Source organism: Streptomyces sp. NBC_01537, from assembly GCF_045040445.1.
In the GTDB taxonomy this organism is placed as follows: Bacteria; Actinomycetota; Actinomycetes; order Streptomycetales; family Streptomycetaceae; genus Actinacidiphila.
The window spans coordinates 7,975,970-7,999,368 of the sequence record NZ_CP109392.1 but is presented as its reverse complement, the minus strand read 5'-3'; the positions used below and the strand labels follow the sequence as shown (position 1 = coordinate 7,999,368).

The 23,399-nt window shown below is 71.7% G+C and carries 21 protein-coding genes; 12 read left to right on the top strand and 9 right to left on the bottom strand.

Annotated features, from left to right (window positions below):
* Positions 1 to 78: 78 nt before the first annotated feature.
* The gene (locus OG607_RS36765; RefSeq protein ID WP_405732998.1) at positions 79 to 840 is read right to left on the bottom strand and encodes a GntR family transcriptional regulator; all 762 of its coding nucleotides are present in this window, start codon (positions 838 to 840) and stop codon (positions 79 to 81) included.
* A 206-nt stretch (positions 841 to 1,046) separates the two neighbouring features.
* On the opposite strand from OG607_RS36765, the gene OG607_RS36760 reads away from it, so the two are divergent.
* The 6 genes from OG607_RS36760 to OG607_RS36735 all read left to right on the top strand — a co-directional run bounded on the left by OG607_RS36760 (position 1,047) and on the right by OG607_RS36735 (position 6,327).
* On the top strand, positions 1,047 to 2,192 hold the full coding sequence (locus OG607_RS36760; RefSeq protein WP_405732995.1) for an ABC transporter substrate-binding protein: 1,146 nt from the start codon (positions 1,047 to 1,049) through the stop codon (positions 2,190 to 2,192).
* Position 2,193: 1 nt separating this feature from the next.
* Complete coding sequence (locus OG607_RS36755) at positions 2,194 to 3,138, top strand: ABC transporter permease (RefSeq protein WP_405732993.1); 945 nt, start codon at positions 2,194 to 2,196, stop codon at positions 3,136 to 3,138.
* Positions 3,126 to 3,968, top strand: coding sequence for an ABC transporter permease (locus tag OG607_RS36750; RefSeq protein WP_405732990.1), 843 nt, complete (start codon positions 3,126 to 3,128; stop codon positions 3,966 to 3,968). The genes OG607_RS36755 and OG607_RS36750 overlap by 13 nt, the downstream gene beginning before the upstream one ends.
* Positions 3,965 to 5,002 carry an ABC transporter ATP-binding protein gene (locus OG607_RS36745; RefSeq protein WP_405732987.1) on the top strand — a complete coding sequence of 346 codons (1,038 nt, stop codon included), beginning with the start codon at positions 3,965 to 3,967 and terminating at the stop codon, positions 5,000 to 5,002. The genes OG607_RS36750 and OG607_RS36745 overlap by 4 nt, the downstream gene beginning before the upstream one ends.
* Positions 4,992 to 5,654: an HAD family hydrolase gene (locus OG607_RS36740; protein ID WP_405732985.1), complete on the top strand. Its 663-nt coding sequence runs from the start codon at positions 4,992 to 4,994 to the stop codon at positions 5,652 to 5,654. The genes OG607_RS36745 and OG607_RS36740 overlap by 11 nt, the downstream gene beginning before the upstream one ends.
* A 229-nt stretch (positions 5,655 to 5,883) precedes the next feature.
* Positions 5,884 to 6,327 carry a cell division protein SepF gene (locus tag OG607_RS36735; protein WP_405732982.1) on the top strand — a complete coding sequence of 148 codons (444 nt, stop codon included), beginning with the start codon at positions 5,884 to 5,886 and terminating at the stop codon, positions 6,325 to 6,327.
* 159 nt (positions 6,328 to 6,486) lie between these two features.
* On the opposite strand, the gene OG607_RS36730 is transcribed toward OG607_RS36735, so the two are convergent.
* Positions 6,487 to 7,665: an acyl-CoA dehydrogenase family protein gene (locus OG607_RS36730; RefSeq protein WP_405732979.1), complete on the bottom strand. Its 1,179-nt coding sequence runs from the start codon at positions 7,663 to 7,665 to the stop codon at positions 6,487 to 6,489.
* 9 nt (positions 7,666 to 7,674) lie between these two features.
* On the bottom strand, positions 7,675 to 9,333 hold the full coding sequence (locus OG607_RS36725; RefSeq protein ID WP_405732976.1) for an MFS transporter: 1,659 nt from the start codon (positions 9,331 to 9,333) through the stop codon (positions 7,675 to 7,677).
* Between the two features lie 213 nt (positions 9,334 to 9,546).
* Here OG607_RS36725 and OG607_RS36720 point away from each other — a divergent pair, with 213 nt between their 5' ends.
* Positions 9,547 to 10,704, top strand: coding sequence for a hypothetical protein (locus OG607_RS36720; RefSeq protein WP_405732973.1), 1,158 nt, complete (start codon positions 9,547 to 9,549; stop codon positions 10,702 to 10,704).
* Between the two features lie 232 nt (positions 10,705 to 10,936).
* The gene (locus OG607_RS36715; protein ID WP_405732970.1) at positions 10,937 to 11,986 is read left to right on the top strand and encodes a phosphatase PAP2 family protein; all 1,050 of its coding nucleotides are present in this window, start codon (positions 10,937 to 10,939) and stop codon (positions 11,984 to 11,986) included.
* Between the two features lie 16 nt (positions 11,987 to 12,002).
* Here the strand turns inward: OG607_RS36715 and OG607_RS36710 are convergent, their stop codons facing one another.
* Positions 12,003 to 12,218, bottom strand: a complete 216-nt coding sequence (locus tag OG607_RS36710) for an I78 family peptidase inhibitor (protein WP_405732967.1) — start codon at positions 12,216 to 12,218, stop codon at positions 12,003 to 12,005.
* Between the two features lie 218 nt (positions 12,219 to 12,436).
* Entirely contained in the window at positions 12,437 to 13,339 is a 903-nt protein-coding gene (locus tag OG607_RS36705; protein WP_405732964.1) for a bifunctional DNA primase/polymerase, read from the bottom strand.
* Positions 13,340 to 13,489: 150 nt separating this feature from the next.
* On the opposite strand from OG607_RS36705, the gene ctaD reads away from it, so the two are divergent.
* The gene (ctaD, locus tag OG607_RS36700) at positions 13,490 to 15,145 is read left to right on the top strand and encodes a cytochrome c oxidase subunit I (protein WP_405732962.1); all 1,656 of its coding nucleotides are present in this window, start codon (positions 13,490 to 13,492) and stop codon (positions 15,143 to 15,145) included.
* Between the two features lie 29 nt (positions 15,146 to 15,174).
* Here ctaD and OG607_RS36695 read toward each other — a convergent pair whose 3' ends face one another.
* The 4 genes from OG607_RS36695 to OG607_RS36680 form a co-directional block, all read right to left on the bottom strand.
* A complete protein-coding gene (locus tag OG607_RS36695; protein WP_405732959.1) occupies positions 15,175 to 16,149 on the bottom strand; it encodes a polysaccharide lyase family 1 protein in 975 nt (324 codons plus the stop codon).
* A gap of 195 nt (positions 16,150 to 16,344) precedes the next feature.
* Positions 16,345 to 17,604: a glycosyltransferase family 4 protein gene (locus OG607_RS36690; protein ID WP_405732957.1), complete on the bottom strand. Its 1,260-nt coding sequence runs from the start codon at positions 17,602 to 17,604 to the stop codon at positions 16,345 to 16,347.
* A 151-nt stretch (positions 17,605 to 17,755) separates the two neighbouring features.
* Positions 17,756 to 19,075, bottom strand: a complete 1,320-nt coding sequence (locus tag OG607_RS36685) for an ABC transporter substrate-binding protein (RefSeq protein ID WP_405732954.1) — start codon at positions 19,073 to 19,075, stop codon at positions 17,756 to 17,758.
* A 1-nt stretch (position 19,076) separates the two neighbouring features.
* Complete coding sequence (locus OG607_RS36680; protein ID WP_405732952.1) at positions 19,077 to 19,640, bottom strand: hypothetical protein; 564 nt, start codon at positions 19,638 to 19,640, stop codon at positions 19,077 to 19,079.
* Positions 19,641 to 19,751: 111 nt separating this feature from the next.
* Here OG607_RS36680 and OG607_RS36675 point away from each other — a divergent pair, with 111 nt between their 5' ends.
* Genes OG607_RS36675 through OG607_RS36665 form a run of 3 tightly spaced genes read left to right on the top strand, consistent with a single transcriptional unit; the run spans position 19,752 to position 23,399 of the window.
* Positions 19,752 to 20,180: a hypothetical protein gene (locus OG607_RS36675; protein ID WP_405732949.1), complete on the top strand. Its 429-nt coding sequence runs from the start codon at positions 19,752 to 19,754 to the stop codon at positions 20,178 to 20,180.
* Position 20,181: 1 nt separating this feature from the next.
* Entirely contained in the window at positions 20,182 to 22,725 is a 2,544-nt protein-coding gene (locus OG607_RS36670) for an ABC transporter permease subunit (RefSeq protein WP_405732946.1), read from the top strand.
* Positions 22,722 to 23,399 (top strand): ABC transporter ATP-binding protein, encoded by a 678-nt coding sequence (locus tag OG607_RS36665; RefSeq protein ID WP_405732944.1) that lies wholly within the window; start codon positions 22,722 to 22,724, stop codon positions 23,397 to 23,399. Before OG607_RS36670 ends, OG607_RS36665 begins: the two co-directional genes overlap by 4 nt.

The following is a 23,399-nucleotide window of genomic DNA, read 5'->3' as shown; positions in this document are numbered from 1 at the left end:
GGCCCGCGAGGACCGGGGGCGGCCGGGCGGTGTCGCGGCTCGCACTGCTGTCGGAGCGAGCGACGTCGGGCCCCGTCACTACTGCGACGTGCGCCGCGAAAGCGCCGTCGACGCCGTCGAGTTGTGCACCGTGAAGGCCACCGTCCCCGGCAGATAGCGGTCGTCGGACCACTCGACCGGCGTGCCGGTCGGGTCGGTCGAGCGGCGGCGCTCACGCAGCAGCGCGCCGCCGACTCGGCATTCGAGCAGCCGCGCGTCGTCCGCGTCGGCCGGGGCGACGTCGATGGTGTGGTCCGCGTCGGTGAAGAGCACACCGTGCTCCTCAAGGAGCCCGCTGTGGGAATCCGCCTCGGTCGGGAAGCGCTCGACGAGTTCGCCGATCCATTCCGGGTAGACGGACCGCTCGACCATCACGGGGCGCCCGGAGAGCGTGCGCAGCCGCAGCACGCGGTAGACGTACGAGCCGTGGTCGAGCCGGAGTTGCTCGCATTCGACGGGCTCACCGGGGGTCCGCAGGACGGAGACCGTGCGGCCGCCGGGCCGTTCGCCGATGGAGCGGGCCCAGCGGGCGAAGCTGGTGAGCTCGGCGAAGCTCTGGACGCGGGCGGGGGCGGAGTCGAGGACGACGCGGCGGGTGCCGCGGCGGGAGGTGACGAGGCCGTCGGCGCGGAGCACGGCGAGGGCCTGGCGGATGGTGCCGCGGGAGACGCCGTACTGCTCGGCGAGGGCGCCCTCAGCGGGGAGCCGGGCCCCGGATCCGTAGGCCCCGGCGGTGATGGCCTCCCTCAGGTCGGCCGCGACCCTGCGGTAGAGCGTCTGCGGCCGCTCGGTGTCGTCCACTCCCGCTCCACCTGTCTTCCTGCCCGTCACCTGCGCCGTTGACCCTACCCGCTCGGTGGTTGCTCAGCGCAGGGGCCGGAATCTTTCCGGGAGCGCCCCGAAGAAAACCCGGTCTGTTTACTTCCCCGACACCACCCTCAGTCGTACTGTCCCTAAGTTGTACAGCCAACTTGGCTTTCTCCACACCCCGTCCCCAGGAGATCTCCGTGACTGTCCGCCCTGCCAGAGTCGCGGCATTCGCCGCCGCGCTCACCGCCGCCTCGCTCGCCCTCAGCGCCTGTGGCGCGGCCCCGAGCACCGATGCCTCGACCAGCAGCGCCGCGACGGCGACCTCCGCCGCGGACTTCGGCGGGCTCGACGCCCTCGTCAAGGCGGCCAAGAAGGAGGGCACGCTGCACGTCATCGCGCTGCCGCCGGACTGGGCCAACTACGGTGCGGTCATAGCCGGGTTCAAGAAGAAGTACGGCATCAAGATCACCAACGAGAACCCGGACGGCTCCAGCCAGGACGAGGTCAACGCGATCACCTCCCGCAAGGGCCAGGACCGCGCCCCGGACGTCGTCGACCTCGGCAGCACCTTCGCGCTCAGCGCCGCGAGCCAGGGCCTGCTGGCCCCGTACAAGGTCGCGGACTACGACAAGATCCCCGCCGCCCAGAAGGACAGCAAGGCCCGCTGGTACAACGACTACGGCGGCTACATCTCCATCGGCTGCGACGCCAAGAAGGTCACGACCTGCCCGAAGACCTTCGCGGACCTCCTGAAGTCCGAGTACAAGGGCAAGGTCGCGCTGAACGGCAACCCGACCAAGTCCGGCTCGGCCTTCGGCGGCGTCTACGCGGCGGCGCTCGCCAGCGGCGGTTCACTGGACGACATCCAGCCCGGCCTGGACTTCTTCGCGAAGCTGAAGAAGAGCGGCAACTACAACCCGGTGGAGTCCACCCCGGCGACCGTCGAGAAGGGCGAGACGCCGATCAGCATCGACTGGGACTACCTCAACGCGGGCTACGCGGACGAGTTCAAGAGCAAGGGCGTCGACTGGCAGGTCTCCGTCCCGACCGACGGCCTGTTCGCCCTGTACTACTCGCAGGCGATCAACAAGACGGCCCCGCACCCGGCCGCCGCGCGCCTGTGGGAGGAGTACCTCTACAGCGCCGAGGGCCAGAACCTGTGGCTCAAGGGCTACGCCCGCCCGGTCCTGATGGACGCCCTGAAGACCGCCGGCACCCTGGACACCGCCGCCGCGGCCAAGCTCCCGACGGTCTCCGGCACCGCCGAGTTCCCGACACAGGCCCAGCAGGACAAGGCCAAGACGGTCGTGACCGAGGGCTGGGCCAAGGCCGTGGCCGGCTGACATGACGACGGCCTCCGCCGCGACGCCGTCCCCCGCTGCCGCCGCCGATGACCTCGGCGGCGGCAGCGGGGGCGCCGCTACCGCGCCCCCGACCAGGAAGAAGCGCCGCCGGTCCGCCGGCTGGCTCGCCGTACTGCCGCTGCTGCTGTTCATCGTGGTGGCCTTCGGCCTGCCCGCCCTCGCGATCGGCATCGGCGCCTTCACCACCTCCGACGACGCCCCCGACCCCGCCCAGTGGACCGGCGGCAACATGCGCCTGTCCGTCCACGGCGCCTACCTCACCGCCCTCCTGGGCAGCGTCAAGCTCTCCGCGCTCACCGCGCTGCTCGGCGTGGTCCTCGGACTGCCGCTCGCCCAGGCGGTGATCACCTCCCGCTTCCGCGCCCTGCGCGAGGCGGTGCTGGCCGCCTCCGGCGTGCTCGCCAACTTCGGCGGCGTACCGCTCGCCTTCGCCTTCGTCGCCACCCTCGGCAACTCCGGCGAGATCACCCAGCTCCTGCACCTGGACGACCACGGCTGGAGCCTCTACACCTTCTCCGGCCTCACCCTGGTCTACCTCTACTTCCTCGTCCCCCTGATGGTGCTGACCATCACCCCCGCCCTGGAGGGCCTGCGCACCCAGTGGCGCGAGGCGGCGCAGAACAACGGCGCGACCGCCCGCCAGTACTGGCTGCACGTCGCGCTGCCGGTGCTGGCGCCGTCCCTCCTCGGCGGCTTCGTGCTGCTCTTCGGCAGCGCCTTCGCCGCGTACGCCACCGCCGCCGCCATGGTCGGCAGCTCGGTGCCGCTGATCACCCTGCAGATCGCCGACGCCCTGTCCGGCAACGTGCTGGTCGGGCAGGGCAATGTCGCGCTCGCGCTGAGCCTCGACATGATCCTGATCGCGGGTGTCGTGATGGCGGTCTACGTCCCGCTGCAGCGAAGGAGTGCCCGATGGCTGCGCTGACCACTCGTCCCCGGTACTGGCGAGGCGCCGTCGCCCTGATCGCCGGGGTGTACTTCCTCGGCCCGCTGCTCGCCTCCGTCATCTTCACCGTCGACGTCCCCGGCCAGGGCTTCACCCTCGGCGCCTACACCGGCATCCTCGGCGCCGACGGCTTCCTGGCCAGCCTCCGGCTCACCCTGGAACTGGCCGTCGCCACCATCGCCGTGGTCTTCCTGCTGCTGGTCCCGGCGATGATCGCGACCCGGCTGTCGGCGCCCCGGCTCAGCAGCCTCGTCGAGATCGTCTGCTCACTGCCGCTGGTGGTGCCCTCCGTGGCGCTGACGGCAGGCTTTGTCTCCGTCCTGCGCTGGGGCCCGACGAAGCTGTCCCGCACCCCGTTCTACGAGACCATCCTGCAGATCCAGAACCCCTCCTTCCCGGTGGTCCTGGTCCTGGTCTACGTCCTGATGGCGCTGCCGCTGGCCTACCGCACCCTGGACGCCGGGCTGCGCGCCCTGGACCTGTCGACCCTGGTCGAGGCCGCCCGCAACTGCGGGGCGAGCCCTGCGCGGGCGGTGCTCCAGGTGGTGCTGCCGAACCTGCGCGGGGCGCTGCTCAACACGGCGTTCCTGACGCTGGCCCTGGTGCTGGGCGAGTACACGGCCGGCGCGATTCTCGGCTTCACCCCGTTCGCGGTGTGGATCGTGGGCATCGGCGGCAGCCAGGCGCAGGTGTCGGTGGCGGTGTCCGTGCTGAGCCTGGTGCTCACGTGGGTGCTGCTGTTGATCCTCGCGGCGGCCGGGCGCGGCCGCTCGTTCCGTAAATCCCGTACGTCCCAGGAGACCTCGTGACCGCCACCCTCGAATTCCGTGGCCTGCGCCGCGTCTTCGGTTCCACCACCGCCCTGGACGGTCTCGACCTGACCGTCCAGCCGGGCGAACTCGTCGCCCTGCTCGGCCCGTCCGGCTGCGGCAAGACCACCGCCCTGCGGATCCTGGCCGGCTTCGAGCAGCCCGACGCCGGGGAGATCCTGGTGGACGGGGAGGACATCACCGGCGTACCGGCCCACCGCCGCAACGCGGGGATGGTCTTCCAGTCGTACAGCCTCTTCCCGCATCTGAGCGCCGCTGACAACGTCGCCTTCGGCCTGCGGATGCGCGGGGTCGGCGCCGCGGAGCGGCGCAAGCGGGCGGCCGAGCTGCTGGAGCTGGTCGGGCTGCCCACGCACGGCGACCGCTTCCCGCACCAGCTCTCCGGCGGCCAGCAGCAGCGCATCGCGCTGGCCCGCGCGCTGGCGCTGGAGCCGAGGGTGCTGCTGCTGGACGAGCCGCTGTCGGCGCTGGACGCCAAGGTCCGGGTCTCGCTGCGGGAGGAGATCCGGCGGCTCCAGCTGGAGCTGGGCATCACCACGCTGTTCGTCACCCACGACCAGGAGGAGGCGCTGTCCACCGCCGACCGGGTCGCCGTCATGCACGGCGGGCGCCTTGAGCAGTGCGCGCCGCCCGCCGAGCTGTACGACTCCCCGGCCACGCCCTTCGTCGCCGAGTTCGTCGGCACCATGAACCGCATCCCCGGCCGCACCGGCTCCGACGGCACCGTGGAGGTCCTGGGCCGCCGGCTGCCGCTGCGCGGCGAGGCGAAGGCCGACGCGGACGTGGACGCCCTGGTGCGCCCCGAGGCCCTGGATGTCACGGTGGGCGGCGACGCCCGCGTGGTCACCGCCTCCTTCCACGGCGCCGTCACCCGGCTCACCCTCGCGCTGGCCGACGGCACCACGCTCAAGGCCGACGTGCCCAGCCACCGCGCCGCCGAGCTGCCGGCGGGCGCCGCCGTCACCGTCGGGCTGCCCGACCGCCCGGTGCTCGTGGACGACCGTGCGCGCTGAGCCCGTACGGCTGGACGCCGTGCTGTTCGACATGGACGGAACCCTGGTGGACACGGAGGGGGTGTGGTGGCAGGCCGCGGCCGAGTCGGCGGCCCGGCTCGGCCTGGACCTGACCGACGCGGACGTCCCGCATGTGCTCGGCCAGTCCGTCGGCCACACCGCCGCCCACCTGGCCGGCGCCGCGCCGGGCACCGACGAGCGGGCCCTGGCCCGGGAACTGGACGCCCGCTTCGCCGAGTTGGTCGCCCGGGACGTGGTGCCCCGGCCCGGCGCGCTGGCCCTCCTCAAGGCCCTGCTCGCCGCCGGTGTCACCACCGCCCTGGTCACCGCGTCCCCGCGGCGGGTCGTCGACCTGGTCCTGGACGTCCTGGGCCGGGAGTACTTCGCCGTCTCCGTCTCGGCCGACGACACCGTACGCACCAAGCCCGCCCCCGATCCCTACCTGGAGGCGGTCCGGCTGCTCGGCGCCGACCCGGCCCGCTGCGTCGCCGTCGAGGACACCCCCACGGGCGTCGCCTCGGCGGAGGCGGCGGGCTGCCCGGTCCTCGTCGTGCCGTCGGTGGTGCCGATACCGGCGGCGCCCGGCCGCACGGTGCTCAGCAGCCTGAAGGACGCCGACCCCGAACTACTCAGATCTCTGGTCGGCTTGTAGTACTGGGGTACGACCGTCCGGCCGATGTACGTCACTCTCCCGGGGGGAAACGTATTTGTTGGCCCGTCAGCACCTCTGTCCCTAGCGGTGACTGACCCTCCAGCACTATTTTCTGCACCAGGTCTGTCACGAAGCACCTCCGCAAGGGCTATCCCCTTGGCGCATCATCCGCATCATGAACGAACATAGTGTTGCGGACAGCACAGACCGCGGGTGAGAGGAGGCGTCCATGGGTTCGGTTCGAAAGGCGACTGCCTGGCTGGGCCTCGTCGACGACAACGGCGGCGAGAACTACTACGACGAGGACTACGCCGACTACGGCGAGGGCGCCGGTCCAAGCGAGTCCTGGGTCACCGACCCCCGGATCCGCGTGGCCGCGGAATCCGCCACCGACCAGGGCCGGCGCATCGCCACGGTCACCCCGGACGGATTCCGGGACGCCCGCGGCATCGGCGAGCTCTTCCGTGACGGCGTCCCCGTCATCGTCAACCTCACGGCCATGGAGCCGAGCGACGCCAAGCGTGTCGTCGACTTCGCCGCCGGCCTCACCTTCGGCCTGCGCGGCTCCATCGAGCGCGTCGCCACCCGGGTCTTCCTGCTCACCCCGGCCGACTACACCGTCGTCAACGCCGACCCCAAGCACGGCGGCGACGGCTTCTTCAACCAGAGCTGACCCTGCGGTAGAGGCGCCGCCACGCCTTTACCGCAGGGACCGGCAGGTTGTGGGCAGGCGTTCCGCATGGCGGAACGGGTGGGCACAACCTGGTGCACCCGGCAACGGGCCGCACCCCGACGGTGCTGGACCGCATCGGGCCGTCTGAGCATCTGAGCGTCAGCGGAACGCGTCCAGGCCCGTCAGCGCCTTGCCCAGCACCAACTGGTGCATCTCCACGGTGCCCTCGTACGTGAGCACGGACTCAAGATTCGTCGCATGCCGCATCACCGGGTACTCCAGCGAAATCCCGTTCGCCCCCAGAATCGTCCGCGACATCCGGCAGATCTCCATCGCCTCGCGCACATTGTTGAGTTTGCCGAAGCTGACCTGCTCGGGCCGCAGCCGCCCCGCGTCCATCCGCCGCCCCAAATGGTGGGCCAGCAGCACGCCCTTGTGCAGTTCGACCGCCATGTCGGCGAGCTTCGCCTGCGTCAGCTGGAAGCCGCCGATGGGCCGCCCGAACTGCTCCCTCGTCTTCGAGTACTCCAGCGCCGCGTCGAAACAGCTGCGCGCGGCGCCCATCGCGCCCCAGACGATCCCGTACCGGGCGTGGCTCAGGCAGCTCAGCGGCCCCTTCAGCCCGGCCACCTCGGGAAGCACGGCGTCGGCGGGCAGCCGCACCTCGTCGAGCACCAGCTCGCTGGTCACCGAGGCCCGCAGCGACCACTTGTGCTTGATCTCGGGCGCGGAGAAGCCATCGGCATCCGTCGGGACGACAAACCCGCGGATGCCGTCGTCGGTCCGGGCCCAGACGACGGCGACCCCGGCCACCGACCCGTTGGTGATCCACATCTTGCGCCCGCTGAGCACCCAGTCGGAGCCGTCGCGCTTCGCGTACGTACGCATGCCGGCCGGATCGGAGCCGTGGTCGGGCTCGGTGAGGCCGAAGCAGCCGATGACCTCGCCGGAGGCCATGCGCGGGAGCCAGGTCTGCTTTTGGTCCTCGGAGCCGAAGCGGTGGATGGCGTACATGGCGAGGGAGCCCTGGACGGAGACGAGCGAGCGGATACCGGAGTCGGCGGCCTCCAGCTCCAGGCAGGCGAGGCCGTACTGCACGGCGCTCGCGCCGGCGCAGCCGTAGCCGGTCAGGGACATGCCGAGCGCGCCGAGGGAGCCGAGTTCGCGGGCGAGTTCGCGGATGACGGGGAGCTCGCCGCGCTCGTACCAGTCGGCGACATACGGCAGGACGCGGTCGGCGGCCCAGCGGCGGACGGTGGCGCGGACCGCCAGATCCTCCTCGCCGAGGAGGTCGTCGATGCCGAGCGGGTCGTGTGGATCAAAAGCGGTCGTGGCCATGGCCAGAAGCTACGTGCGCGCCTTCTCGGCGTAAAGACCCACTGCGACCTGTGCGGGCAGGTCCACCGGGACAGCGGAGGCGGGGGCGGCGAGCGTGGCAGCGGCGCAGGCGGCCTGCGCGCCGCACTCCATGACGCGCGGCAGCCGCAGCGCGGCCAGCGCGCCGAGCAGCAGCAGCCCGGCGCTGACGATGAGCGTGACGTGCAGGCCGTGCACGAAGGCGTGCCGGGCGGCGTGCCGCAGGGCGGCGCCCGCGGAGCCGCCGAGCTGGCCGGAGACCTCGTAGGCCTCGCCGAGTGACTTGCCGGCGTCGGCGGCAGCGGCGGAGGGGACGCCGGGGACCCGGGCCACCCCCGGCCCGTACGCGGCGTTCATGACGCTGCCGAGCAGGGCGATCCCTATGCCGGCGCCGAGCTGGTACGAGGTCTCGCCGATGGCGGCGGCGCCGCCCGCCTGGGCGGCGGGGGCCTCACTGAGCATGGACTCGTAGGCGCCGAAGATCGTGGTCTCCAGGCCGAAGCCGAGCATCACGAAGCCCGTGGTGAGCAGGCAGGGCCGGTCGTGCTGGCCCATGAGGGTCAGGCCGAGGACGGCGGCGGCGGTGAGGAGGAAACCGGAGCTGACCATCCTGCGGGGCCCGAAGCGGTGCAGGAGGCGGGAGCCGAAGAGGCCGGCGGCCATCGCGGCGAAGGTGAGCGGGAGGAGCCGCAGCCCGGTCTCCACAGGGCTGAGGCCGAGGACGAGCTGCAGGTACTGGACCGCGATGAGCTCCAGGCCGACGAGCGCGAGCATCGCCAGGACGATGCAGCCCACGGAGGTGGAGAAGGCGGGACGGGAGAACATCCCGATGTCGATCAGCGGGTACTCGCGCCTGCGCTGCCGCCGTACGAACAGGACCAGCAGCGCCACGCCCACCAGGAGCGGTGCGATCGCGCCGATGTCCAGCAGCCCGGCCCCGCCGCCCAGCCGCTTGACGCCGAGGACGGCGCCCAGGACGCCGAACGCCGCCATGACCGCCCCGAGCACGTCCCAGGGGCCGTTGCGCTCGCCCTTGGACTCGGGCAGCAGCCAGCGGCTCAGCGGCAGGAGCACGGCCAGCGCGGGGAGGTTGATGAGGAAGACCGAGCCCCACCACATGTGCTCGACGAGGAAGCCGCCGAGTACCGGGCCGATGGCGGCGCCGACGGCGGCGACCGCGCTCCACACGCCGATCGCCACGGCACGCTCGCGGCGGTCGGGGAAGACCTGGCGCAGGATCGACAGCGTGGCCGGCATGATCATCGCGCCGCCGACGCCGAGCAGCGCGCGGGCCCCGATGAGGATGTGGGCGTTGGGCGCGAAGGCGGCGATCGCGGAGGCGGCGGCGAAGAGCACATAGCCCAGCAGCAGGACCCGGCGGCGGCCGACGCGGTCGCCGAGGGTGCCGAAGAGGATGAGCAGGGACGCCGCGACGAGCGGGTAGGCGTCGACGATCCACAGCAGCTCTATCGCGCCGGGGCGCAAGTCCTCGGTGAGGGCCGGAACCGCTACGTGCAGGACGGTGGCGTCGAGCGCGACGAGCAGCAGGCTGGTGCAGAGGACGACGAGCACGGTCCAGCGGTTGGCGGGCCGTGTGTGCCGTGGGACGTCCGCCGGCTTCACGCTGCCGGCCGAGGTCGTCCCTGTCATGTAGGTACCTCCCAGCGGTGCGCTCGCGGTGCTGCCGGACTGGGCGAGAGGGGGACGGTGCCGTTGTGCCCGGCGACGAAAGGCGAGTGAAGACGACAGCGTACGCGAAGCTTCTGTGCTGGTGGGTGGCACATGTCACGTTCCGTGGATGTGGCTCCGGTCACTGCGCCGCCGAGCGCCTGGCTTCCGCCGCCGTCGCGGATAATCGTGCCGGTGACCGCACTCACCGCCGACACCCGGGCCCCGGCCCCGCCACGGGCCGCCGCCACCGCGCGGGTCCGGGCCGCCCTGCGCAGGGCGGCGCCCGCCCTGCTCGCGTACGCGGGAGTACGGGCGCTCGGGCTGCTGGTCCTGGCCGTGTGGGGCGCCGCGGCGGGCAGGAGCCCGCACAAGCTGCTCGCCCTGCGCTGGGATTCCCTCTGGTACACCCGCGTCGCCGAGGGCGGTTACGGCTACACCGTCCACCTGGCCGACGGCCGGGTCCACCCCGACCTCGCCTTCTTCCCGCTGCTGCCGTGGCTGGAGCGGGCCGGCGCGGCGCTGACCCCGCTGGCCCCCGAGGACGCCGGGCTGCTGGTCGGTTCGGTCGCCTCGCTCTTCGCCGCCTGGGGCCTGTACGCGATCGGGGCCCTGCTGGGGGGCCGCCGGGCCGGGGTCCTGCTGGCCGTGCTGTGGGCGGTGCTGCCGGTCGGGATCGTCCAGTCGATGGCGTACACGGAGTCGCTCTTCACGGCGCTGGCCGCCTGGAGCCTGTACGCCGTGCTCACCGGGCGCTGGGTGTGGGCGGGGTCGCTGGCCGTGCTCGCCGGGCTGACCCGGCCGGTGGGTCTGGCGGTCGTGGCGGCGGTCTGGGCGGGTGCGGCGGTCGCGGAGCGCCGGGACCGCCGCACCCTGTTCGCGGTGCTGGTCTCGCCGCTGGGCTGGCTCGGTTACGTGGTCTGGGTCGGGGTGCGCACCGGCAGCCCCACCGGTTACCTGGACATCCAGGCCCAGTGGGGCAACGGTTTCGACGGCGGTGCGGCCTTCGGCCGTTTCATCTGGAAGAACCTGACCGGCCCGGTGTTCCTGGCCGGCGTGGGTCTGTGCGCGGCGGTGGTTCTGATCGGCTGGCTCTACGCACGCTGTGTACGCCAGGGCCAGCCGCTGCCGCTGCTGGTGTACGGCGGCGCGGTGGTGCTGCTCGCGCTGGCCGGCTCGGGTTACTTCGGCTCCAAGCCCCGGTTGCTGATGCCCGCGTTCACCCTGCTGCTGCCGGCGGCGGTGGCGCTGGCGCGGTGGCGCCCGGCCCGGGCCGTGATACTGCTGGGCCCGGTGGCGCTGGCCTCGGCGGTCTACGGGGCGTTCTGGCTGCACGGCTCAGGGCCACCGTAAGCAAACCCCATGGAACACCCGGGCAAATATCCGATAAACGCAAACGTCAATAAAAAATAAAGATCTCTCCATCGGCCGAGTTCCCCTGAACAAAAATGCGGGTGTGTGCGTTTGTGCATTGCGTCGAATCCGGGCCATCACATCGGGTTCGAGACACAGCCCACATCACATCGTCATTACAAAGAGCCTGGATCGACGAGACTTCGCCACTACACGCTGTAACGTCGATTGAGTGCGCACCGAAGAGAAGCTCGCAGAGGCAGAGGAGCGACGGCCGAGCGCACGCGTTCCGCTGCGGATGAGCCGAACGCGTGCCTGGTTGTTCGGTACGACCGTCGTGTCGTACGTGACGATCGTCGTGGCCGTCCTGACCTCTTCCAAGCTGGTCACCCTGGACTGGCAGGTCATGATGTTCCGGCCGTACAAGCAGTGGCCGCAGATCCATGCCTTCCTGGACTACTTCGTCGTGCTGGGCCAGCGCGGGCCGACCGCCGTCATGGTCGCGGCCTGGCTGATCTGGCGGTCCTACCGGCAGCGCACCCTGCGCCCGCTCCTGGTGCTCGGCGCCTCGCTGCTGCTGCTGAACCTCACCGTGGGCGCGGTGAAGGTCGGCCTCGGCCGGCTCGGACCGCACTACGCGACCACCGTGGGCTCTCCGGAGCTCTTCGCCGGCGGCGATATATTTCCCTCCGGTCACACCGCGAATGCCGTTGTGACCTGGGGTGTTCTGGCTTATCTGGCCTCCGGTCCGGTGATCCGCCGCGTCATGTCGGTGGGGGCCGCGCTGCTCGCGCTGGGCGTCGGCTTCACCACCATCTACCTCGGCACCCACTGGGTCAGCGACGTTCTGCTGGGCTGGGCGGCAGGGCTGCTGATCCTGCTGGCGCTGCCCTGGTTCGAGCCCGCCATCGCCATGGCCGAGGCCTACGTGGAGTCCGCCTGGCTGCGGTGGCGGCACCGCCCGGCGCTCGCTCCGGCTCATTCCCCGGCCTATCCGTCGCTTTCCGGGTCGCTCGCGGCCCTGGCCGACGATGCCGAGGCGCAGCCCGCCTTCGAGCCGGTGCCGGTCAGCGCGAGCGCAGGCACCCGGTCCGGCACCACCGTCACCGGGACCGGCAGCAGCAGCACGGCCGGAATACCGCACCACCCGGCCCGGCCGCACACCGCGCGTCACGAGCGCACCCCGGTCACCCCGGTCGGCAGCCGCCGGCCGCCCGCCGACCGCCCCTCCCGGCCCGCGCCGCTGGGGCAGCCGGTACGCGGCCGGGGCGCCACGAACTGACGCGCCCGTCCCGCTCTCAGCCGGACCAGCAGCGGGTCACCGTACCGTCCGTAACCGTGAAATTGAGCCTCCCCGAGCGGTACTCCATGGTGACGATCGCGCCTGGTGGAAGGGCTCGGACCGTGGTCCAGCCCTTCGCCGTGGCGCGCTGCTGCGCATCCTCCGCCGTCAGGCCCACATAGGTCTCCGGCTTGTCCTGTGGTTGCTGTCCGGGGTTCGAAATAGCTGCCATACGGCCACGGTAGGCTCATAACCGATGTGACGGAAGCCGCACTCCTGGGTGATCGTCACACTTGTGTCACAGAATCCAGGACGGCGTTTGGCCTAGCCTGTTCACTCGTTCGGGGCGGGTTTCCCAGAGTCTCAACAATTCTCATACGCCCTCTTTACGGGCCTGCTGAATCCCCCTCCGGCGGAATTCCGGTGAGGCGCCCGGAGGCCGCCGCCGGCTCACCCTCCGTCAGATATTCGGACACCAATCGAGAGGCCCCCGAACCGCCGCGCGGCCGAGCCTACCGTCGCCCTGGCCTCCCGTTCCGGCAGCCCGATGCGGAGGGCGGCGGCCACGAGGGCCTCGGCCGCGTCCTCACCGCGGCCGGTCTGGTAGGCGCGGCAGGCCGCCCAGTAGAGGCGTTCGTTGCGCTCCCCCTCGACCGAGCCGAGGACGAAGTTCACCAGCGGGGTCACCGACCCGGACGTCCGCACCGGAGCGACCCTGACCGGCGGCGGGGGTGGCGCGGGCGGCGGGGCGAGCAGGCGCAGCAGCCCGTCCGGCGCCGGGGCGGGCGGCAGATAGGCGGTGCCGGGGGCCAGCCGGTAGCGCCCGGCACGGGTGCGCGAGCCGGGGCCGACCAGATAGCCGCCGGAGCCGCGTACGTCGATACCGGGGGCTATCCGTCGTACGGAATTGGACACCACGAGGTCGGCCGGGCCGCTCAGCCAGAGGTGGCGGCCGCCGCTGGGGGTGATGACGGTGCGGGTGAGCGGCACCGTGAAGTCATGGGCGGCGGCGAGGACGGTGAGGTCCCGCAGTCCGTCGGCGGCGCCCTTGCGGTCCAGGTCGAGGCCGATCAGATGATGCGGGGGCCGTCCGCAGGCCACCCCGTATCCCCGGGCCCACGGGACCGCGGCGAACAGTTCGCGCACCCGCGCCGGGTCGGCGGAGGCGTCGTAGACCCCGTGGCCGAGGCGTCCGCACTCGCCGTGGCAGACCCCGGGGGCCGGGTTGGGGTCGTCCCGGTGCGGGGAGCGGATGGCGGGCAGCTTGGAGCGCGCCAGCGGGAAGACCGCCAGTCCCTGCGTGGCGGCCGCCAGCGCGTGTTGCAGCGCGTAGGTGTAGTCAGGATGGACCACGACCGTATCGTACCCACGTTCGATTTTGCGTACACGCGGCTTTCCGGCCGTTTTCGGCAGCGTGGCACCCTCGCGTGACGCCCTCGGCCGTGCGCATCATGAGGGCTCACCCGAAGGACCGAAGCCGCGCAGTGAAGCGAGGGGGCACGGATGGGGACCGACACCGCACAGGCGACAGCCGGGGCGGCACGGACGCGCCGTCCCGGACGGCTGCTGGTCGCGTGGCTCACCACCACCGACCACAAGAAGATCGGCCACCTCTACCTGATCACGTCATTCGCGTTCTTCCTGGCGGGCGGCGTGATGGCGCTGCTGATGCGCGCCGAACTGGCCCGCCCCGGGCTGCAGCTCATCTCGAACGACCTGTACAACCAGCTGTTCACGATGCACGGCACGATCATGCTGCTGCTCTTCGCGACCCCCACTTTCGCCGGCTTCGCCAACGAGATCATGCCGCTGCAGATCGGCTCCCCCGATGTCGCCTTCCCCCGGCTGAACATGCTGTCGTACTGGCTCTTCCTCTTCGGCGGCCTCATCGTGCTCGGCGGGCTGCTGGTCCCCGAGGGCGCGGCCAGCTTCGGCTGGACCGCGTACGCCCCGCTCAACAGCCTCACCCACTCCCCCGGCATCGGCGCCGACATGTGGATCATGGGGCTCGCGCTGACGGGCTTCGGCACCATCCTGGGCGCGGTGAACTTCCTGGTCACCATCATCGGGATGCGCGCGCCCGGCATGACGATGTTCAGGTTGCCGATCTTCACCTGGAACACGCTCTTCACCTCGGTGCTGATCCTGATGGCGTTCCCGGTACTCGCGGCCGCCCTGCTCTGCCTTGAGGCCGACCGCCGCTTCGGGTCGGTGGTCTTCGAGCCGCAGAACGGCGGCCCGCTGCTGTGGCAGCACCTGTTCTGGTTCTTCGGGCATCCCGAGGTCTACATCATCGCGCTGCCGTTCTTCGGCATCATCAGCGAGATCATCCCGGTCTTCTCCCGGAAGCCGATCTTCGGCTACGTCACGCTGATCGGCGCGACGATGGCGATCACCGGGCTGTCGGTGGTGGTGTGGGCGCACCACATGTTCGCCACCGGCGCGGTGCTGCTGCCGTTCTTCTCGCTGCTGTCGTTCCTGATCGCCGTGCCGACGGGGGTGAAGTTCTTCAACTGGATCGGCACGATGTGGAACGGGTCCCTGTCCTTCGAGACCCCGATGCTGTGGTCGGTCGGCTTCCTGGTCAGCTTTCTGTTCGGCGGCCTGACCGGGGTCATCCTGGCCTCGCCGCCGCTGGACTTCCACGTCACGGACACGTACTTCGTGGTCGCGCACTTCCACTACGTGGTCTTCGGCACCGTCGCCTTCGCGACCTTCGCCGGCTTCTACTTCTGGTGGCCCAAGTTCACCGGGAAGATGCTCGACGAACGGCTCGGCAGGATCCACTTCTGGACCCTGTTCGTGGGCTTCCACACCACCTTCCTCGTCCAGCACTGGCTGGGAGTGGAAGGCATGCCGCGCCGCTACGCCGACTACCTCGCCGCCGACGGCTTCACCACCCTCAACACCGTCTCCACCATCGGCGCCCTCCTGCTGGGCACCTCCACGCTCCCCTTCCTCTACAACGTCTGGAAGACCCACCGATACGGCGAGAAGGTCGAGGTCGACGACCCCTGGGGCTTCGGCCGCTCCCTGGAGTGGGCGACCTCCTGCCCGCCGCCCCGGCACAACTTCACGACCCTGCCGAAGATCCGTTCCGAGTCGCCGGCCTTCGGCCTGCACCACCCCGGGGCGGTGCAGGCCGAGGAGACCGTCTGACGGTCCTTACGGCCGTCAGGCGACGGTCGTCAGCCGACCTTGCCGGTGCCCGCGCCCGCCGAGACCGAGGCGGCGGTGGTGGAGTTGGACTCCGGCGTGTAGCTGTAGGTGGGCTTGTAGGACGACGTCTGCGTGATGTCCGTCGTCGAGCTGCTGTCGTAGATGTTGTTGAGCTGGTTCGCGTAGCCGTCCACGTCGCTGTCACCGGTGGTGGTGATCGCGTCCGGCACGCCGCTGAACACGTTCCGCTCTACGTAGACCTCGGCGCCCATCCTGGAGTGGATGCCGCTGTCGCCCACGTTCTGGAAGTAGTTGTTCAGGATGTGGGCCTTGCCGAAGCGGATGCTCGGCAGCCGGGAGTTCACGTTGTAGAACCAGTTGTGGCTGTACGTCACCCGCAGGTGGCCGGTGTCCTCGGAGGCGTTGGAGTCCGAGTGCCCGACGAGGCTGACCTTGTAGTGGTCGTGGAACTTGTTCCACGACACGCTCACGTAGTCCGCGGCGTGCGTGATGTCCAGCAGCCCGTCGTAGTAGTCCTTCCCGTGGGTCCGGTCGGAGGACAGGTCGTTGTGGTCCACCCACACGTAGGTGGATTTCTGGATCGTGATGGAGTCCGTCCCGACCGGCTTGCTGAACACCAGGTTGCGGATGATGACGTTGCTCTCGTTCTTCACCCGTACCCCGCCACCGGTCAGCCCGGAGCCGGAACCGACGCCGATCACCGTGGTGTTGGAGCCGATGTCGACCTGGCCGGACAGCGAGATCAGACCGGAGACCTTGACCACCTTCGCCGTGTCCCCGCTCACCGCCGAGGTGAACGCGGACAGCGTGCTCACCGTCGTCGCCGTCGCGGAACCGCCGCCGGTCGTCCCGGCGCCGTATCCCACCGGCGACGATTCGTACGACGCCGCCTGCGCGGTGCTCGCCGCCGTGCCGGTCACCGCCGTGGCCGCGGCCAGCGCCAGCACGGCCAAAAGGGCAGGGGAGATTCGCTTGTGCTTCATGATGCTGGGACCTCTCGTCCAGAGGTGATGTGGGGGGCTGCCGTGGGGGCGGCACGTCAGCACATGAAAGCGATTGCTTGTGCGAGCCCGCCGTAGAAGGCGGGGTGGAGCGGCTCTTTGCTCAGTGACGGCCATCACATGCGTTTCAAGTTAGCAAGCGCTTACGTAGCCGTCAACGCTCCGGGTCGGCACCGTCTAGCGGGCCTTGAGGGCCCGTTTCGCGCGGCGGGCAGCCGCAGTCGCAAGGTCGTTGACGAAGTAGGCGGCGCCAACTGCGTATCCGGTGACGTGGCGGCCGAGGCCGCGCCGCTCGGCGAGGAGCTGCTCGAAGAGGGCGGCGCAGAGGCGGGCGATGCGGTCGGGGTCGTAGTGCTCGGCCGTGTGGAGCGCGGCGCGGCCCATGGCATGGCGGCGGTCGTCGTCGTTGATGAGGCCGAGGAGGGCGGCGGCCATGGCGTCGGAGTCGCCCGGGGGGACGAGGAGACCGTCGACGCCGTGGGTGATGATCTCGCCGGGGCCCAGAGGGCAGTCGGTGCTGACGACGGGCAGGCCGGCGCGCATGCCCTCGACGATGGTCATCCCGAAGGACTCCATCGCGGAGGAGACGGCGAGGACGGACCCCTTGGCGAGCTCGGGCTCGATGGGGATGACCTGCCCCATCAGCCGTACGTGGCCGCCGAGGCCGAGTTCCCCGATCTGCCGCGCGAGCGCCTCCCGCTGCACACCCGCCCCGTACAGCCGCAGGCCCCAGTCGGGGCGTTCGACGACGACCTTGGCGAAGGCGCGGATCAGGTCTCCGTAGCGCTTGACGGGGACGAGCCGCCCGGCGGCGACGACCACCTTCGCGTTCAGGCCGGAGGGCGTGATGTCGAGGTCGGGCACGCTGTTGGGCACCGCCCGGACCGGCACGCCGGTCAGCCGCAGTCTGCGGCGGTACGCGGCGGCGTCGGCCTCGGTCGTGGTCGTGACGGCGTTCAGGCGCGGGTAGAGCCGGCGCAGGGTGAGGGCCAGCCGCGCGGAATGGGTCTCCAGGGTGAGGTGTTCCTGGGCGACGCGGACCAGGCCGCGCGGGGCCTGCAGGGCGAGGTGCACATTGAGGCCGGGCCGGGTGCCGATGACGACGTCGGTGTCGAGTTCGGCCAGCCAGCGGCCGATCCGCTCGTCGGTGAGCCGGCTGTACTGCCGGTAGCGGGACTCGGCGACCGGGAAGACCACCGCCGGCTGCCCGTGGAGCGGATGCCCGCCCTCGTACGACGGGCTCTTCCTGCGCAGGTCGACAAGGTGCTGGAGCGAGACGCGCGGGTCGAGCGGCAGCGCCGGCGTGTCGAGGTGCCGGAAGACGGAGGCGATCTCGACCTGGTGTCCCTGGCCGGCGAGGGCGGCGGCCAGGTTGAAGGTCGTACGGATCGTTCCGCCCAGTGCGTAGGCGTTGTGAAGCAGAAATGAAATGCGCATGCGTCCCCGTCGGTCCCGTCGATCCGTTGGCCTTGCCGGCCAAGTGTTCTCCCCGCGGACTCGCCGTCCGCGTCGCAGAGAGAAGACTGCGCCCACCTGACGCAGGTTGTCCTTCAATCGCCTCTCGGTGTCAGAACTCGCACAGGATTCTTCAGGATCGATACGGGAGTTGGGGGACGATGAAGCAGTTGTCCCGCATGTCGCGGCCCCGCGTGAGCCAGCCGCCGTGCGAGTCCCCGCCTGCCCGGTCACTCCACTGCGCCACCGACAGACAGGTGCGGGCGGTGGCGGGCGGCCTCGCCGACGGGGTGAAGCCGACGGGGAGCAGGAGTCCTCCCGCGTCATACGGTCGGCCTGTCACAAAGCGTTCCACGCATGCGCGTGACGGGTTTGTGGTCGGCGTCGCGCATGCGCGGATCGCGTCGGCCAGCCACATGGCGGCCGCCCACCCCTCCAGTTGCCACTGGGCGAGATACGCGGGCTTGCGCGCCGCCATTGCGGTGCGGAAGGCGCGTACGGCCGCATTGGAGGTGTCGTCGTAGTTGCGGCTCGCCGAGGTCGCCCAGAGCGCGTTGCGGCAGCCCGCGGCGTCCTTGTAGTCGGCGGGAACGGTGGAGGCCCAGTTCTGGACGTTGGTGACCTTGGCGGTGACGGTGACGCCGGCGCTCTGCATGGCGCGGCAGAGCTGGCCGTTGCCGTGGGTGTCCATCGCGTCGAAGAGGATGTCGACATGGCGGGCGCGCAGATCGGCGGCGACGGCACGGAAGTTGGGGAGGGCGAAGTCGACCTCCTCGCTGATGGTGCGGTACCCCTCGGCCTTGAGGCCGCGCAGGATCTGGTCGGCGTAGCGGGCGGAGGCGGACTGGTTGTAGTAGACGACCGCTGCCGTACGGGCCTTGAGCCGCTCCTTGAAGAAGCGGTACACCTCGGTGCCCGCGTAGAGGGTGCCGCCCCATCCCGGGGTCCCGTCGCGCGGGGCGCGGCTTCCGTAGATGCCGTAGAGGTGCGGATAGGTGTCGTACTCGGTGCCGATGGGGATGCCGCCGATGTCGGGGACGCCCTTGCGGCTGACGTAGGGCGCGCCCGCGTAGTCCAGGGAGCTGGTGGCGACCAGGGCGAACACCTTGGCCTGGTCGACGAGTTTGCGCACGCATTCGTTGTTGCCGACCCCGCTGCCGCCGTCGTCGCAGGTGACGGCCTCCAGGCGGTGGCCGGCCACGCCGCCCCCGGCGTTGAGGGCGGCGATGTAGGCGAGGGCGCCGTCGCGCGGGGCGGAGAAGGCGCCGCCGCCGACGGGGCTGGTGGCGCTGGTGATGATGCCGACCTTGATGGGCGCGGCAGCCGTGGTCGCCCCTTCGGTGGGGCGGCCGGTGAAGTCGCTCTCGGGCAGCCGGCTTCCGCAGGCGACCAGGGTCAGGGTCAGCGCGGCGGCGAGCAGGGCGCCGAGCCGGGCCCCGAGCCGGGCCCTCACGTCAGCAGCCCGGAACCGATCCGGCTCCGCTGCTGTCCATGGCGATCAGGCCGCACAGGCTCTTGACCGAGACCTTCCAGACCTTGTCCTGCAGGACGGAGGTGCCGGTGGCGCCCGGCAGTACGTCCTGCCCGGCCAGGGAGAGCGTGTAGGTGACGGTCGCCTCGGTCGCGGAGGTGAACTCGACCTTGGTCACCTTGGCCTTGACCTTGCCCACCCGGTCGTCTCCGGAGAAGGCCTGGAGCAGAAGCTGGAGTTGTTCACCGTTCTCCAGTAGCTTCGCCTTCTCGCTGATCGGGGTGTCCGGTGAGAAGAACTTCTCCCAGTTCGCCCGGACCTGCTTCTCCGCGGCGGTGTCCTGGCCGGTGGAGGGTGCCGAGGGGGAGGCCGATGCCGTGGCTGTGACCGTGGCGGACGGCGTGGGCGAGGTGTTCCCGTCACCCTTGTTGTCGCTGCCGCAGCCGGCCACCGCGATCAGGAGCGCTGCCGCCAGCAGCCCCCCGGCCATCTGTCGTACGCGTACGGTGCGCGCCTTCACGGTTCGGGCTTTCACGGTGCGGGCCATCTGGCTCACCATCCCCGTCTCGGACGAAGCCGACCGGGGGCCCTGGTTTGCGCATTGCCCCCGACGGCATACTGCCATCAATCGGTGGACATGCCCATACACTGGCACATCATGAGGTGGACCGCAGCCCGAACCCGGCGGGCCTTCGAGCAGTGGGGCGGGTGGGTGGCTCTCGCCGTCGGCGCGGTGCTGTGCGTGCTCGGCTGGTACGGGATCTCCGGCGAGCGGTTCGCGGAGCGGCAGCTGCCGTATCTGGCCTCGTCCACGATCCCGGGGGCCGCGCTGATCGTGGCTGGCGCGGTGCTGGCCGGGCGTGCGCCGGAGACCCGGGCCGAACAGCCGGACGAGCCGCCCGGCGACGGTGCCGACGGTGCGCCGGGGCGGCCTGTCGCCGTCTCCACGGACCCCCCGGTCGCCGTGCCCGGCGGGACCCTCTTCCACCGGCCCGACTGCCCGCTGGCGGAGGGCAAGCCGGGGCTCGTGGCCGCGGCGGCCGACGCGGATCTGCGTCCCTGCCCGGTCTGCGAACCGGAATCCTGAGATGGCGTCGCTGACGTACGACCTCACGCTGGCCGGGGTCGCCGTCGGCAGCGCGGCCGCGCTCACCGGCATCGGGCTCGTCGTCACCTACCGGGCGACCGGGGTCCTCAATCTCGCCCATGGCGCGATCGCCATGGTCGTCGCGTACGTCCTGCGCGGCCTCGTCGTCGTCCACGGCTGGCCGCTGTGGCCCGCCGCCGCGTTCAGCCTGCTGATCGTGGCCCCCGGCATCGGGCTTCTGCTCGACCGTGCCGTCTTCCGGCCGCTCGCCGTGCGCGAGGCCGGTCCCGCCGAAACCCTCGTCGCCACCCTCGGCGTCTTCGTCCTCCTGGTCGGCGCCGCCTACCTCGCCTGGGGCGGCGACGCCCGCGCCGACGCCCCCACCCTCGTCCCCGGCGACCCCTGGGCCCAGCTCGCCGCCGTACTCGCCCTGGCCGCCGCCGTCGGTGCCCTCACCCGCTGGACCCGCTTCGGCACCCGACTGCGCGCGGTCGTCGACGACCGCCGCCTCGCCGCCCTCGCCGGCATCGACGCCAACCGCCTGGCCGCCGCCGGCTGGGCCTTCGGCGCCTTCACCGCCGGCCTGGCGGGTGTGCTCCTCGCGCCCTATCTGCGCCTCGATCCCTACGGGCTCTCGCTCCTGGTCATGGAGACCATGGCCGTCGCCGTCGCCGCGCGCATGCGCAGCCTCCCGGTCGCCATCGCCGTCGCCCTGGCCATCGGCATCGCCCAGAGCCAGCTCACCCGCTTCCACCCCGGAGGCATCTGGGAGCCCCTCATCCAGGCGGTGGGCGCGAATCTGTTCGTCGTGGCGCTGCTGGTCGCGGCGCTGGCCCTGCCCGCGATCGGCGAGCACGCTGCGGCCCCGCCGGCCCGTCCGGCGCCCGAGGGCCCGGGGGCGGCCACAGCGGTGGCCGGGGGCCGCGGCCCCGCCGTCGTCTGGACCGCGACAGCCATCCTCTTCCTGCTCCCCCTCGGCTTCGCCGGCACCGACCTCACCACCTCCGTCCAGGTACCGGCGATGGGCCTGATCCTGCTGTCCCTCGTCGTCGTGACCGGCCTGGGCGGCCAGATCTCCCTTGGCCAGGCCGCGTACGCCGGGCTCGGGGCGCTGTTCACCGCACTGCTGGCAGCGGGACGCTTCCCGGGCCTGCCCGCTCTGCCCGAACTCGCCGCGCTGGCCCTCGCCGTGCTGCTGGTGGCGCCGTTGGGGCTGCTGACCGGCGGTCCGGCCGTGCGCCGCCGGGGCCTGGCGCTGGCCCTGGTGACATTCGCGGTGGGCGTGGCGGTGAGCCGGTTCGTGTTCGCGCAGCCGTACGCGACGTCGGGGCTCGGGCTGGCCCGGCCGGCGGGCTTCGTGGCCGACCGGGCGTATTACGTACTGGAGCTGGTGCTGCTCGGGGCCGCGCTGCTCTCGGTGCGCGCGCTGCGCAGGGGCCGCACCGGCCGCGCCCTGGCGGCCATGGCCGACCACGAGGCGGGCGCGGCGGCCGCCGGAGTCCGGGTGCCCGCCCTGAAGCTGTTCACCTTCGTCGTCGGCGCCGCGCTGGCCGCACTGGGCGGCGGGCTGCTGGGGATGGGTGTCCAGGCCTTCGACGCGGACGCGTTCGACCCGGTACGGGGGCTGCTGTGGTTCGCCGCGGTCATCGTCCTTGGCGCCGGGAACTCGCTGGGAGCCATGGCCGCGGCCGCGCTCCTGGTGGGCCTCGACGCCGGCACGAAGGAGGGCGTGGCCGCCGCCGTCATCGGCCTCCTCGCCGTCTGCCAGTTCTGGCTGCCGCGCGCCCGGCGCCGCCCGGCCGGGAAATCGCGCATGCGCATGCGGCACCGCCGCACGCCCCCGGAAGCGCCGCGCGGCGCGCGCATGACGGCGCGCGGCCTGCGCATGACGTACGGCGGAATCGCGGCGGTGGACGGAGTCGACCTGGTCGTGGCGCCGGGCCGGGTGACCGCGCTGGTGGGGCCGAACGGGGCGGGAAAGAGCACGCTGTTCCACTGCCTCTGCGGGACCGTGCGGCCGCAGCGCGGGCGGGTGCTGCTGGCGGGGCGGGATGTGACGCGGGTGTCGCCGTACGGGCGGGCGCGGCTGGGAGTGGCGCGTACGTTCCAGGAGTTGGCGGTGTTTCCGGGGCTGACGGTGGCGGAGAACGTACGGATCGGGGCGGAGCAGGGGCTCGTACGGGATGCGCATGCCGTGGAGCGCGTACTGCGGCTGCTGGAGCTGGACGCGGTGCGTGACGAGCCGGCGGCGGACCTGCCGACCGGGACGCTGCGCCGGGTGGAGCTGGGCCGGGCGCTCGCCGGGGGGCCGCGGGTGCTGTTGCTGGACGAGCCGGCGGCGGGGCTGGACACTGCCGAGGTGGCGGCGCTGGGCACGGTGCTGCGGGCGCTGGCGGCGGACGGGATGGCGCTGCTGCTGGTCGAGCACGACCTGGACCTGGTGGCCGGACTCGCGGACACGGTGTACCTGATGGCGGGCGGCCGGATCGTCGCGTGCGGCGGCCCCGGCGACGTACTCGACGTACCGGCCGGGGTGATGCCGTGACCGTCGAGATCGCGCTGCGCGCCGCCCGCGTCCGCTACGGACCGCTGGAGGTCCTGCACGGCGTGGACCTCGCCGTCCCCGCCGGGACCGCCACCGTGCTGCTCGGCCGCAACGGCGCGGGCCGCACCACGGTCCTGCGGGCGCTCGCCGGCAGCGTCCGGCTCACCGACGGCCAAGTCCTCTGGCGGGGCCAGGACGTGACCGCGCTGCCGGCGCACCGGCGGGCACGGCTGGGGCTGGCCTTCGTACCGGACCGGCGGCCGGTGTTCGGATCGCTGACCGTCGCGGAGAACCTGGCGCTGTTCGCCGGCGGGAACCACGCGGACGGGGCCGATGACCCGGCCCTGGAAGCCTTCCCGGCGCTCCGCCCCCTGCTGGCCCGCCGTGCGGGCACCCTCTCCGGCGGCGAGCAGCGCATGCTCGCCGTGTCCCGGGCCCTGCTCGGCCCGCCGTCGCGCCTCGTGCTGCTCGACGAGCCCGGGCTCGGCCTCTCCCCCGCCGCCGCGGCCCGTACGTACGAAGTCCTGGCCGCCCTCTGCGCTCAGGGCGCCCGGACCGTGGTCGTCGCGGAGCAGCGGCTGCCGGAGGCGCTGCGGCCCGTCACCGCCGTGGTGCACGAACTGCGGCGCGGGTCGGTCGTGTTCAGCGGCGAGCCGGGCGAGAGGGTTTCTTAG